The organism is Bradyrhizobium canariense, assembly GCF_900105125.1.
Lineage (GTDB): Bacteria > Pseudomonadota > Alphaproteobacteria > Rhizobiales > Xanthobacteraceae > Bradyrhizobium > Bradyrhizobium canariense_A.
This window is the reverse complement of sequence record NZ_LT629750.1, coordinates 2,664,969-2,677,515: the sequence shown is the minus strand read 5'-3', so window position 1 is coordinate 2,677,515 and position 12,547 is coordinate 2,664,969. Positions and strand designations below refer to the sequence as shown.

Below are 12,547 nucleotides of genomic sequence, written 5' to 3'. Positions count from 1 at the left end.
CGGGCTTGACCCGGCCATCCGCGTCTCTTGTCCCTAAAAAAGAAAGTAAGACGTGGATCACCGGGACAAGCCCGGTGATGACGTATGGTGTGTTGCGCCCTAGATTAATTCACCTGACGATCCTTGCCTGCCCAATACGGATCGCGCAAATGCCGGCGCAGGATCTTGCCTGACGCGTTGCGCGGCAACGCCTCGATGAAGTCCACCGACTTTGGCGTCTTGAAGCCTGCGATGCGTTCGCGGGTAAAGTTGATGATGTCCGACGACGTCGCTCTTTTGCTCGGCTTCATCACCACGATCGCCTTGACCACTTCGCCCCATTTGTCGTCAGGCACGCCGATCACAGCGACTTCGGCTATGTCAGGATGGTCGCATATCGCGCTTTCGACCTCGGCGGGGTAAATGTTTTCGCCGCCGGAGATGATCATGTCCTTGATGCGATCGTGGATATAGAGATAGCCGTCCTTGTCCATATAGCCGGCGTCGCCGGTACGCAGCCAGCCGTCGCTATCGAGGGTCTTCGCGGTCGCCTCCGGTAAATTCCAGTAGCCCGCCATGTTCGAGCCGGAACGCGTCGCGATCTCGCCGACTTCGCCCGGCGGCAATCGGTTGCCATTGGCATCGAGGATCGCAAGCTCAACGCCCGGCAACGCCTTGCCGGCCGAACGCATCCGGTCCAGGCCCTCGACATGATCTTCAGGCGGAAGGGCCACGATCGTGCCGGTGGTCTCGGTCATGCCGTACATCTGCACGAAGCCGCATTTGAATATCTCGATGCATTCCTTCAGCAGTGCTGCCGGAATCGGCGAGGCGCCATACAGCATGTAGCGGAGCTTCGAGAAATCGACCTGACGTGCGCGCGGCTGACGCACCACGAACTGCATCGCGGCCGGCACCATGAACAGTTTTGTGATTCCCGACTGCTCGAAAAAGTCCAGCACCTTGGTCGGATCGAATTCGCGCGCAATCACGCCTTTGGCGCCGTGATAGAGGCCGAGCATGCCCCAGCCGGAACCACCGATGTGGAAGATCGGCATCGCGACCAGCGAGACATCGTCCTCGGTCCAGATATTCCAGTCCGGCCGTTCGCCGCCGCCGGCTCGCACCAGCGACAGGAAATTCGAATGCGACAGCATCGCGCCTTTCGGCTTTCCGGTGGTGCCGGAGGTGTAAAGCTGGATCGCGATGTCTTGCGGAGTGATCTCGCCCTTCGGATCGTTGGCGCTCTGCGCGTCGCGCCAGGCTGTGAAATCCTGCCATTCCGGAGCACCGCCTTCCGTGGTGATGACGGTGCGAACGCTGGGTATTTGCGCCTTGATGGTGCGGATCTGCGCGACGAATTCAGGCCCGACGAACAGCACCGGCGCCTTGCAGTCCTCGACGATGAAGGCAATCTCCGGTCCGGCCAGCCGCCAGTTGACCGGCGCCATCACCACCTTGGCCTTCATCGCACCAAGCAGCAGCTCGAAATAGATGTCGCTGTTCTTGCCGAGATAGGCGATCCGTTCGCCGGCTTTGACGCCGAGCGCTCGCAATCCATTGACGACGCGGTTGGTCCTGATGTCCAGCTCGCCAAAGCTGGTCTCGCGACCCTCGAATTCGAAGGCGATGGCGTTACTACGGGACATGGCTTGCGCGCGCACCATGTCGGCAAGGTTCGCCGGCTCCTCTGCGACGGACATGTTTCCCCCGGGTATGTTTTTATTTCGCGGAGTTTGGCGTCATCCGGCGGCAAAAACAATACGTGGGGTCTCGATGCATCGACGGTACCGTCCCCGCAGGCGCGGTGAAGGGGACAACCGCAAGGGGAGCTATCCTCTCGCCGCGCGGTCCTTTTCGTTCTGGGCCTTGATCGAGTCGCGCGCCTGCGTCCAGTCGGCATCCGACCAGTCGCGCAGTTGATAGAAGTTGCCGCCCATCGCCAGCGCCTGGCCGCCATCCATCGCGATGGTCTCGCCGTTGATCCAGTCGCAGCCGCCTGAAATCAGGAACACGGCAAGGTTCTGCAACTCCTCCATTTTGCCGACGCGACCCATCGGGTTCATCGCTTTGGTGCGTGCGCCGGCCTCGTCGCCGGGCTTGATGCGCTTGCTCATGCCCTCGGTCGGAATTTCGCCGGGTGCGATGGTGTTGAGACGAATGCCGTATCTTCCCCATTCCGTCGCCAGCGACATGGTCATGGCATGGATCGCGGATTTGCTCATCGCCGATGGCACCACATAGGGCGAGCCGTTGCGGACCCAGGTCACGGTGATCGAGACCACATTGCCGCGCTGTTTTGCCGCAATCCAGCGGCGTCCCACGGCATGCGTCACATAGAACGTGCCGTGCATGACGATGTTGGCGACCGCGTCGAAACCGCGCGGGCTCAGTTCTTCCGTGCGCGAGATGAAATTGCCCGCGGCGTTGTTGATGAGATCCGTGAGCGGGCCTTGGGTGAAGATATTCTCGATCATCTCATCGACAGCGAGCGGATTTCGAATGTCGACGCCGTGGCTCGTCACCCGGCCACCATGCAGGTCCATCAGCTCGGTTGCGGTTTCGTCGCAGACGCTCTTGCGGCGGCCGCAGATATGGACCTCGGCGCCAAGCTCAAGGAAGCGCGCGGCCATGGATTTGCCGAGGCCCGTGCCGCCTCCCGTTACGAGAATGCGCCGCCCGGCGAGAAGCTGATCGTTGAACATCGTTTCCACCCAAAGGGAATGTCTGTTAATTGGTCGATTGACTAAATCCGGACAACGCCGTTCTGTAAAGCGGCACAAAAGAATAAGAGCGGAGGAAATTTGTCATGGAAGAACGCGTCTCGATATCGATTTTGGACGGTATCGCCGACGTCCGTCTGGTGCGGGCGGACAAGATGAACGCGCTCGATGCCGCGATGTTCGACGCACTGGTCGCCGCCACCGAGCGGCTGAGCCGCGAAAAAGGCGTGCGAGCGGTAGTATTGTCCGGTGAAGGCCGCGCATTTTGCGCCGGCCTCGACATGGGCCGTTTCGCCGCGATGAAGGAAAACGGCGGTAACGGGATCGCAGGCGGCGAAAAACGCGATTTGACCGAGCGTACCCATGGTCTTGCCAATTACCCGCAGCAGGCGGTGTGGGGCTGGCGGCAGCTCCCGGTGCCGGTGATTGCCGCGATCCAGGGTGTGGCCTTTGGCGGCGGCTTTCAGCTCGCGCTCGGTGCCGACATGCGTTTTCTGACGCCCGACGCGCGGATGTCGATCATGGAGATCAAATGGGGTCTGGTGCCGGACATGGCGGGGACGCCGATCCTGGCGAGCCTGGTGCGTGACGATATCCTGCGCGAGCTGACCTATACGGGACGGATTTTCTCGGCGCAGGAGGCTCTGAACTATGGTCTCGCGACACGGGTCTGCGACGATCCGCGGGCTGCTGCATTCGAGGTCGCGCGCGAGATCGCAGGCAAGAGCCCGGAGGCGATCCGCGCCGCCAAGCGCCTGCTCAATAATCTTTCCGTCGATCCCGGTCCGGCGCTATCAGCCGAATCCGTCGAGCAACAAAAGCTGTTGGGCAGTCCCGGCCAGCTCGAGGCCGTGCGCGCCAACATGGAAAAACGCGCGCCGCGTTTCGCCGACGTCGAATAATTCCTAGTCATTCCGGGGCGCGTCGAAGACGCGAACCCGGAATCTCAAGATTCAAGCCGACGAGAGATCGGAAAGAGACAATGTCAATGTCATCACTCTTCCTCGGCATCATCAGCGGCGAGCGCAAGCGCGATCACACCGAGGTCGTGGGTCGTGCCAACCGCATCGCCGGCGGACTGCACAGGCTGGGCGTCAAGCAAGGCGATAGCGTCTGCATCCTGATGCGAAACGACATCGCCTTCATCGAGGCGGCCTATGCCGCGATGCGGCTTGGCGCCTATGGCGTGCCGGTGAACTGGCACTTCAAGCCGGAGGAAATCAATTACATCCTGAGGGATTCCGGCACGTCCGTCCTGGTCGGCCACGCCGACATGCTGCATCAACTGCGTGAGGCGATCCCGGCTGCGGTGACGGTGCTCAGCGTTCCGACGCCGCCGGAGATCCTGGCTCATTACAAGATCAATCCCGATCATCTTTCGTCGCCGGATTTCGCACTCGACCTTGAATCCTGGATCGAGCAGCAGCAGCCTTACGATGGTCCGGCCGTCCCGCAGCCGCAGAATATGATCTACACCTCGGGCACCACAGGCCATCCCAAGGGCGTACGGCGCGCGGCGCCGACGCCGGAACAGACGCGGGCGTCGGAGCGGATGCGGGCGCTGATCTATGGCCTGCGGCCCGGCGTGCGGGCGCTGTTGCCGGGACCACTGTATCATTCCGCGCCGAATTCGTTCGGACTGCGCTCCGGCCGCCTCGGCGGCGCGCTGGTGCTGATGCCGCGGTTTGAGCCCGAGGAGTTTCTGCGGCTGATCGAGGATCAGAAAATCGACACGCTGTTCATGGTGCCGACCATGTTCATCCGGCTGTTGAAGCTGCCGGAGGCGGTGCGCAAGAAATATGACGTCTCGTCGCTGCGTCATGTCGTTCATGCCGCGGCACCATGCCCAGCCGAGGCCAAGCGCGCCATGATCGAGTGGTGGGGGCCGGTGATCCATGAATATTATGGCAGCACCGAAGCCGGCGCGCTCACGTTTGCGAGCTCCGACGATGCGCTGAAAAAGCCGGGCACCGTCGGCAAGATCCTGGAGGGCGTCGAGCTGCGCTTTCTCGGCGAGAAAGGCGATGCGTTACCGCAGGGCCAGATCGGCGAGATCTATTCGCGCGCCGCCGATCAACCGGATTTCAGCTATCACAACAAGCCGGACAAGCGCGCCGAGGTCGAACGCGACGGTTTTATTACATCGGGCGATGTCGGCTACATCGACGAGGACGGCTATGTGTTCATCTGCGATCGCAAGCGCGACATGGTGATCTCAGGTGGCGTCAACATCTATCCCGCCGAAATCGAGGCGGCGCTGCATGCGGTTCCCGGCGTCCATGACTGTGCGGTGTTTGGCATCCCCGACGAGGAATTCGGCGAGGCGCTGATGGCGGTGGTGGAACCACAGGCCGGGGTCGCGCTCGACGTGGCTGACGTCCGCGCACAACTCAAGATCTCGCTGGCCGATTACAAGGTGCCAAAACACGTCGAAATCCACCGCGACCTGCCGCGGGAGGATTCCGGCAAGATCTTCAAGCGCCGGCTGCGCGATCCCTATTGGGAGCGGGCAGGGCGGCGGATTTAAGACTTCCTTCACCTCTCCCGTCGGGAGAGGTCGGCTCGTTAGCGCCGGGTGAGGGAGTACGGTGCTAACAAGGGACCGTAACCGCTCACCCCAACCCTCTTCCTAAGGGAGAGGGGGAAGCGAAGTGCATAGCTATTGCCGCAACCACAGCTATGGCAATCGTCCGCCTTTATCTTCATCTTGCGCCGAACCGAAAAAATTGCAGACTGCGGAGTTGCCGGGCAATTTTCTGGAGCAGCCAGCCATGTCTACCCAGACGATGCCTTCCAACGCCGAATTGCGGGCCAATCGCGCCGAGGAGGCGCTCGCACTTGAGGAGGACGCCCGGCTGCGGAACGACATCCGGCTGCTGGGACGCATTCTCGGCGATACCGTGCGCGATCAGGAAGGCGCCGACGCGTTCGACCTGGTCGAACGCATCCGGCAGACCTCGATCCGGTTTCACCGCGACGAAGATCGGCTGGCGCGGCGCGAGCTCGAAACCATCCTCGACAGCATGTCGATCAGCGAGACCGTGCGCATCGTGCGGGCGTTCAGCTATTTTTCGCACCTCGCCAATATCGCCGAGGACCAGAACAACATTCGCCAGATGCGGACGCGCAGTAACGGTAGCGAGGCGCCTTCGGGCGCGCTTGCGGGCACCTTGTCGCATGCGCGCGAGGCCGGCTTCAGCCCGGCCGATCTGCGCCGCTTTTTCAAGGAGGCGCTGGTCAGCCCGGTTCTGACCGCGCATCCGACCGAAGTGCGCCGCAAGAGCACCATCGACCGCGAGATGGAGATCGCGGCACTTCTGGATCGCCGCGAACGGGTTCAACTCACGCCCGAAGAAATCGAGGCCAGCGACGAGCAGTTGCGCCGGGATGTGCTGACGCTGTGGCAGACCAACCTGCTGCGCCGTACCAAGCTCACCGTGCTCGATGAAGTCGCCAACGGCCTTTCGTTCTATGATTACACCTTCCTGCACGAAGTGCCGCGGCTGCATTGCGCGCTGGAGGACCGGTTGAACAAGGATGACGGCGGCGATCCCGGCGAACTGGCATCTTTCCTCAAGATGGGGAGCTGGATCGGCGGCGATCGCGACGGCAATCCGTTCGTGACCGCCGAGGTCATGCGCGGCACGTTGCGGCTGCAGTCGAGCCGCGTGCTCAGTTTTTATCTCGAAGAGCTGCATGTGCTCGGCTCCGAACTGTCGCTGGCCGCGCACCTCGCTGACGTTTCCGATGAACTGCGCTTGTTGGCCGAGCGCTCACCCGATACCTCGCCGCATCGCAGCGGCGAGCCGTATCGGCTGGCGGTGTCGGGCATCTACGCGCGGCTCACCGCGACCGCCGCGAAGCTGGACGTGGAAATCACCCGGCGTCCGGTCGGCGAGGCGGCGCCTTACGCCAGCGTGGACGAATTCAAGGCCGATCTCGACGTGCTCGACCGTTCGCTGATCGCAAATAATTCGCGCGTGATCGCGCGCGGGCGGCTGCGGCTGTTGCGCCGTGCCGTCGATTGTTTCGGCTTCCACCTCGCCCGTCTCGACATGCGGCAGAATTCAGCCGTGCACGAGCGTACGGTTGCGGAGCTGCTCGACGCGGCGACGCCCGGCATGTCCTATCTGGCCTTGAGCGAGGACGCCCGCGTTGCGCTGCTGTCGAGCGAACTGCGCAATGCGCGGCCGCTGACGTCATCTTTCGTGAAATACAGCGAAGAGACGTTGGGCGAACTCGCGGTATTCCACGCCGCCGCTGAAGCACACGCCAAATTCGGCGCTGATGTCATTCCCCAATGCATCATCTCGATGTGCCAGGGCATGTCCGACATGCTGGAAGTGGCGCTGCTGCTGAAGGAGGCAGGTCTTGTCGATCCCTCCGGCCGCAGCGCGGTCAATATCGTGCCGCTCTTTGAGACCATCGAGGATCTTCAGGCCTCATCCGCGATCATGGACCGGATGCTGGCGCTGCACGATTACCGCAAGCTGGTGGATAGCCGCGGCTGTGTGCAGGAGGTGATGCTCGGCTATTCCGACAGCAACAAGGATGGCGGTTTCGTTACCTCGGGCTGGGAGCTTTACAAGGCCGAGATCGGCCTGGTCGACGTGTTCGAACGCCACAGCGTTCGCTTGAGGCTGTTCCACGGTCGTGGCGGGTCGGTCGGCCGCGGCGGCGGCCCGAGCTATGACGCCATCATCGCGCAGCCCGGCGGCGCGGTGAACGGCCAGATCCGGATCACCGAGCAGGGCGAAATCATCTCCAGCAAATATTCCAACGCCGAGGTTGGCCGCAGCAATCTGGAAATTCTGGCCGCCGCAACGCTGGAAGCTAGCCTGCTGCAGCCGAAGCAAAGCGCGCCGCGCCGCGAATATCTGGAAGCCATGGAGGAATTGTCGGCGCTGGCCTTCAAGGCCTATCGCGGCCTCGTCTATGAGACCGAAGGCTTTGCGGAGTATTTCTGGGCATCCACCGTCATCACCGAAATCTCGACGCTGAACATCGGCAGCCGGCCGGCATCGCGCAAGAAAACCCGCGCCATCGAGGACCTTCGCGCCATCCCCTGGGTCTTCAGCTGGGCGCAATGCCGCCTGATGCTGCCCGGCTGGTACGGTTTTGGCAGCGCGGTCGAGACCTGGATATCGCAACATCCGGACAAGGGCATGCCGTTCCTTAAAGAAATCTATCGCGAATGGCCATTCTTCCGAACCCTGCTGTCGAACATGGACATGGTGCTGGCGAAGAGCTCGATCGCGATCGCATCGCGCTATGCCGAATTGGTCCCGGATGCGGCGTTGCGCGAGAATATCTTTGGGCGCATCCGCCGCGAATGGCACAATTCGATTGAAACGCTATTGGACATCATGGGACAGGAGCGCCTGCTGGAGAGCAACCCGCTGCTGGAGCGGTCGATCCGCAATCGTTTTCCGTATCTGGACCCGCTCAACCATGTGCAGGTCGAACTGCTGAAAGAGCACCGCGCGCAAAATCCGGATGAGCAGGTTCTGCGCGGGATCCAGCTCACCATCAACGGCATTTCGGCGGGGCTCAGGAATAGCGGGTAGGCGACGAGTCGCTGGTCTCGCCCTCAGCCGTCATGTCCGCGCTTGTCGCGGGTATCCACGTCTTTGTACAAGCAAGCAGGAAGCAAGACGTGGATGGCCGGGACGAGCCCGGCCATGACGTGGATCGTTAACGCCGTGCGTCGGTAAACAACTCAGCAATTATGCGCGCCCTGGGTCTCGACATAGACGGCATACAGCGACTGGCTCGCGGCCATGAACAGCCGGTTTCGCTTTTTCCCGCCGAAGCAGACATTTGCGCAGGTCTCGGGCAGGCGGATCTGGCCAATGCGTTCGCCATCCGGCGCGAAGATCTGGACGCCGTCATAGCCGTCGCCGACCCAGCCTGCGCCGACCCAGACATTGCCCTCGGTGTCGACCCGCATGCCGTCAGGGAAGCCTGATTTGCCGTCAAGCGTCATGTCGATCAACGTCCGCGGGTTCGAGAGCTTGTCGCCGGTCAGGTCGTACTGCCAGACGATGTTCTTGGCATTGGGGTAATGCGTGATGCCGGTATCGCAGACATAGACCTTCTTGTAGTCGTGGCTGAAAGCGATGCCGTTCGGTTTGAACGGCTCGTCGGCAACCTTGGTCACCTGGCCGGTCAGCGCGTCGAGCCGATATACCGCCTCTTTCTGGTAAGGCTGCACGGAGCCCGTGTTGGCCTTCTGCCCTTCGTAGATGCTCACCGCGCCATAGCCGGGATCGGTGAACCAGATCGATTTGTCGTTGGGGTGTACGACGACGTCGTTCGGGCCATTGAGCTGCTTGCCGCCTGCTTGCTCGGCCAGCACCGTGAGTGCGCCGTCATGTTCGAAGCGGACAAGCCGGGTCCGCTCGCAGGTGATCTGCCGCCCTTCGAAGTCGAACGTGTTGCCGTTACCTTCGTTGGAAGGTTTGTGAAACTGCTCCGAAATGTGGCCGTCATCGTCGAGATAGCGGAGCTGACGGTTGTTGGGAATGTCGCTCCACACAAGGTATTGGCCTTGGGCGTTCCAGGCGGGCCCTTCTGCCCACAGACAGCCCGTAAACAGTCGCTTGATGGAGGTGTTGCCGACCTTGGCCTTGAAGCGCTTTTCGTTGATCACGACGATATCGGGATCGGGATAGCGTTGAGGTTCAGCGCCGCGACCGAAATCGCGGGCTGAGGCTTCCGACGTCATCGCAACGGTGGTGGCAAGCGCCGCCGCCCCCTTCAGCAGGGTGCGGCGGTTGAAACCGTCAGATTCGCCTTCGTCTCGTTTGTCGGGAAAGGTCAGTAGGCTTGTCATGATTTCCTCCCATATTTTTTTGTTGGGAGGTAATCATGTGCCCGCAATCCGGCATAAAGCGGGCGAGACTCTCGAAACAACCAGAGATAGCGACGCCCATCTGTCTCGGCGAATGCCGGGACCGATACGCCGCGGCAATTGTAGTTAGACGAGCGGGTAGACACCTTCTTTAGATAATAGCGCCCGGTGGTTATAGGTCCCGGCGTTCGCCGGGACGACGCGTTGGGAAATGTTCTCAGATCTTAGATCGCGTCCCAGCTGAAAATGTCGGCGGAGCGGTCGAGCTTGTAGAACGATGGCTTCAACGCCGGCATGCCGTGCTCGGCGATGGTCTGTGGCGTCCAGCCTTCGCCGCGGTGCACCGAGCGCAGCGGGCGGGATTGGCTCATCAGGAAAATCTCGTTCATACGCACCGCAAAGATCTGTCCGGTGACGTCCTTGGCGACGTCGCTCAGGAGATAGGCTGCGACCGGGGCAATCTTTTCCGGTCCCATCTGCTGGATTTTTGCAACGCGCGCCTTCTCGGCCTCGGTTTCCGTCGGAATGGTTCCGATCAGGCGGCTCCAGGCGAACGGCGAGATGCAGTTCGAGCGCACATTGAAGCGGTTCATGTCGAGCGCGATCGATTTCGACAATCCAACGATGCCGAGTTTCGCTGCCGCGTAATTGGCCTGACCGAAATTGCCGACAAGGCCCGACGTCGAGGTGAAGTGAACGAACGAGCCGCTTTCCTGCTCGCGGAACAGCCGCGCGGCGGCATGGGAGACGTAGAACGATCCCATCAAATGCACCTTGATGACGGATTCGAACGCTTCCACGCTCATGCGATGAAAGATCATGTCACGGAGAATGCCGGCATTGTTGACGACGCCATCGAGCTTGCCGAAATGGTCGGTCGCCGCCTTGACGATCCGGCTCGCCGGGATCGCTTCGGCAACGGTCTCGAAATTCGCAACCGCGGTGCCGCCGCGCTTCTTGATTTCCTCGACCACTTCTTCGGCCGGCGCGGCGCTGGTTCCCGAACCGTCGGCCGCTACGCCGGGGTCGTTGACCACGACCTTGGCGCCTTCGGCCGCACACAGCAGCGCGATCTCGCGGCCGATGCCGCGTCCCGCGCCGGTGACGATGATGACTTTATCCTGGAGTGATTTGGTGCCGGCCATGATTGTCTCCTTTGTTCCTGTTATATTCGACATTGCCGCAGCGGAAGTGCGCTCCCTCTCCCTGTGGGAGAGGGGTGGGGCGAGGGGTTACGGTCTATCGATGGACCGTAACCCCTCACCCGGCGCGATGCGCCGACCTCTCCCGATGGGAGAGGTGAAGACAGTTCGTAGCGGTTCGGCTCCGTCTGTCACCGCTCGTTCGTAAAGATGATCGTGCCGCTCGCCGCGAACATGCCACCGACACCGTGACAGACCGAGATTTTCGCGCCCGGCACCTGCGCCGGCGCGATGCCGCGCATCTGGCGCACGCTCTCCTGCAGCGCGTACATGCCGTACATTCCGGAATGCATATAGCTCAAGCCGCCACCATTGGTGTTGAGCGGCAGCTTGCCGCCCGGACGCGTATGGCCGTCGGCGATGAACTTGCCGGTCTCTTCATGCGGCATGAAGCCGAGATCGCCGAGCCCGTAGAGCGGCAGATGCGCGAACGCATCATAGATCATCAGATGATCGACGTCCTTGTGCGCGATGCCGGCTTCCTTGAAGGCGAGGGGGCCGGCAACCCTGAAGGCGCGCGAGGAATCGAAAGTCTGCATCTGGCTGACCATCGGCGTTTCCACGCTCTCGCCGGTACCGAGGATATAGACCGGCTTCTTCGGAAAATCCTTGGCGCGGTCGGCCGATGTCAGGATCAGCGCGCCGCCGCCGTCGGTGACGAGGCAGCATTGCAGGATGCGGAAGGGATAGGCGATCATCCGCGAGTTCAGCACGTCCTCGACCGTGATCGGCGCTTTCATGGTGGCGCGCGGATTCTTCGCCGCCCATTCACGCTGCACCACCGCGACCATCGCGATCTGTTCGTGGGTGATGCCGTGGGTCTTCATGTAGCGCAGCACCGGAATCGGAAACATGCTGGCTGGCGTGGTTACGCCATAAGGCAGCTCGAACTGCCCGTTGAGGCTGTCGGGACCGATCATACGCGGCGTGCGGCCGATATTGGATTTGCCGCTTTCGGCATGGGTGATCAGCACCGTCTTGCACAGCCCGGCCTCGATCGCCGCGGCGGCGTGGCGGACGTGCAGCATGAACGAACAGCCGCCGACCGACGTGCCGTCGACCCAGGTCGGGGTGATGCCGAGATAATGCGCGATCTGCTGCGGCGTTTCGACCGCAGTAGCGAAGCCATCGATGTCGGATAATTTCAATCCGGCATCGGCGATGGCATTCAGCGCCGCATCCGCATGCAGCTGGATTTGCGATACGTTGGGGATAACGCCGAGTTCGGTGGTCTCGGCAGCTCCGACGACGGCAACCTGATTTCTGCGCATGATTTAACCCTTCGCCGGACGGAACAGGGGAAGGGTGATCTTGTCGTCGAGCTTTTCGAATGCGACTTCCAGCTTCATGTCGAGTTCGAGCGCCTCCGGCGTTTGCGGACAATCGACGATATTGGTCATCATCCGCGGACCTTCATCGAGTTCGACGACCGCAATGGCGTAGGGCGGCGTGAAGCCAGGCGCGGGGCGGTGATGGATGATGTAGCTATAGAGCTTGCCCTGGCCGCTGGCCTTGAACACGCTGACCTTGCGCGACGCGCAGGAGGGGCAGAACGGGCGCGGCGGGAAATAGACATTGGCGCAGGCGTCGCAGCGCTGCAGGCGAAGTTCGCCGGCTTGCGTGCCGTCCCAGAAATGCTGGGTTTCCGGCGTCGGTTTCGGTCGCGCGCGCGCTGGCTCGGCCATTCGTAAATCCCTCCCTGGGGGTCCGTTTCGGACCGCTGGTTCCGATCTTGATGCGACATTGGACTGCCTGCCGTCAACGGTCCAGCCAGCCTGTCGCATGGGCGT

Annotated in this window: 9 protein-coding genes; 3 read left to right on the top strand and 6 right to left on the bottom strand. The window is 61.8% G+C overall.

Annotated features, from left to right (window positions below):
* Positions 1-104: 104 nt before the first annotated feature.
* The gene (locus BLV09_RS12795; protein ID WP_146687551.1) at positions 105-1,682 is read right to left on the bottom strand and encodes a fatty acid--CoA ligase; all 1,578 of its coding nucleotides are present in this window, start codon (positions 1,680-1,682) and stop codon (positions 105-107) included.
* A 129-nt stretch (positions 1,683-1,811) separates the two neighbouring features.
* Positions 1,812-2,684, bottom strand: a complete 873-nt coding sequence (locus tag BLV09_RS12790) for an SDR family oxidoreductase (protein ID WP_100380708.1) — start codon at positions 2,682-2,684, stop codon at positions 1,812-1,814.
* 104 nt (positions 2,685-2,788) lie between these two features.
* Here BLV09_RS12790 and BLV09_RS12785 point away from each other — a divergent pair, with 104 nt between their 5' ends.
* The 3 genes from BLV09_RS12785 to ppc all read left to right on the top strand — a co-directional run bounded on the left by BLV09_RS12785 (position 2,789) and on the right by ppc (position 8,269).
* On the top strand, positions 2,789-3,604 hold the full coding sequence (locus tag BLV09_RS12785; protein WP_146687550.1) for a crotonase/enoyl-CoA hydratase family protein: 816 nt from the start codon (positions 2,789-2,791) through the stop codon (positions 3,602-3,604).
* A gap of 80 nt (positions 3,605-3,684) precedes the next feature.
* Positions 3,685-5,229, top strand: coding sequence for an acyl-CoA synthetase (locus BLV09_RS12780; RefSeq protein WP_146687548.1), 1,545 nt, complete (start codon positions 3,685-3,687; stop codon positions 5,227-5,229).
* 244 nt (positions 5,230-5,473) lie between these two features.
* The gene (gene ppc, locus BLV09_RS12775; RefSeq protein WP_146687547.1) at positions 5,474-8,269 is read left to right on the top strand and encodes a phosphoenolpyruvate carboxylase; all 2,796 of its coding nucleotides are present in this window, start codon (positions 5,474-5,476) and stop codon (positions 8,267-8,269) included.
* A 152-nt stretch (positions 8,270-8,421) separates the two neighbouring features.
* Here the strand turns inward: ppc and BLV09_RS12770 are convergent, their stop codons facing one another.
* The 4 genes from BLV09_RS12770 to BLV09_RS12755 all read right to left on the bottom strand — a co-directional run bounded on the left by BLV09_RS12770 (position 8,422) and on the right by BLV09_RS12755 (position 12,442).
* Positions 8,422-9,537 (bottom strand): SMP-30/gluconolactonase/LRE family protein, encoded by a 1,116-nt coding sequence (locus BLV09_RS12770; RefSeq protein WP_146687545.1) that lies wholly within the window; start codon positions 9,535-9,537, stop codon positions 8,422-8,424.
* Positions 9,538-9,779: 242 nt separating this feature from the next.
* Entirely contained in the window at positions 9,780-10,700 is a 921-nt protein-coding gene (locus BLV09_RS12765) for an SDR family NAD(P)-dependent oxidoreductase (RefSeq protein ID WP_100380712.1), read from the bottom strand.
* 188 nt (positions 10,701-10,888) lie between these two features.
* Positions 10,889-12,028 carry a thiolase C-terminal domain-containing protein gene (locus BLV09_RS12760; RefSeq protein WP_146687544.1) on the bottom strand — a complete coding sequence of 380 codons (1,140 nt, stop codon included), beginning with the start codon at positions 12,026-12,028 and terminating at the stop codon, positions 10,889-10,891.
* A 3-nt stretch (positions 12,029-12,031) separates the two neighbouring features.
* Positions 12,032-12,442: a Zn-ribbon domain-containing OB-fold protein gene (locus tag BLV09_RS12755; RefSeq protein WP_100380714.1), complete on the bottom strand. Its 411-nt coding sequence runs from the start codon at positions 12,440-12,442 to the stop codon at positions 12,032-12,034.
* Between the last annotated feature and the right edge of the window lie 105 nt (positions 12,443-12,547).

Bases quoted from the DNA above. Each gene is read 5' to 3' on its own strand.
- BLV09_RS12780 (WP_146687548.1), top strand. From the start codon at position 3,685: ATGTCAATGTCATCACTCTTCCTCGGCATCATCAGCGGCGAGCGCAAG.
- BLV09_RS12760 (WP_146687544.1), bottom strand. From the start codon at position 12,028: ATGCGCAGAAATCAGGTTGCCGTCGTCGGAGCTGCCGAGACCACCGAA.
- BLV09_RS12755 (WP_100380714.1), bottom strand. From the start codon at position 12,442: ATGGCCGAGCCAGCGCGCGCGCGACCGAAACCGACGCCGGAAACCCAG.
- BLV09_RS12765 (WP_100380712.1), bottom strand. From the start codon at position 10,700: ATGGCCGGCACCAAATCACTCCAGGATAAAGTCATCATCGTCACCGGC.
- BLV09_RS12770 (WP_146687545.1), bottom strand. From the start codon at position 9,537: ATGACAAGCCTACTGACCTTTCCCGACAAACGAGACGAAGGCGAATCT.
- ppc (WP_146687547.1), top strand. From the start codon at position 5,474: ATGTCTACCCAGACGATGCCTTCCAACGCCGAATTGCGGGCCAATCGC.
- BLV09_RS12785 (WP_146687550.1), top strand. From the start codon at position 2,789: ATGGAAGAACGCGTCTCGATATCGATTTTGGACGGTATCGCCGACGTC.
- BLV09_RS12790 (WP_100380708.1), bottom strand. From the start codon at position 2,684: ATGTTCAACGATCAGCTTCTCGCCGGGCGGCGCATTCTCGTAACGGGA.
- BLV09_RS12795 (WP_146687551.1), bottom strand. From the start codon at position 1,682: ATGTCCGTCGCAGAGGAGCCGGCGAACCTTGCCGACATGGTGCGCGCG.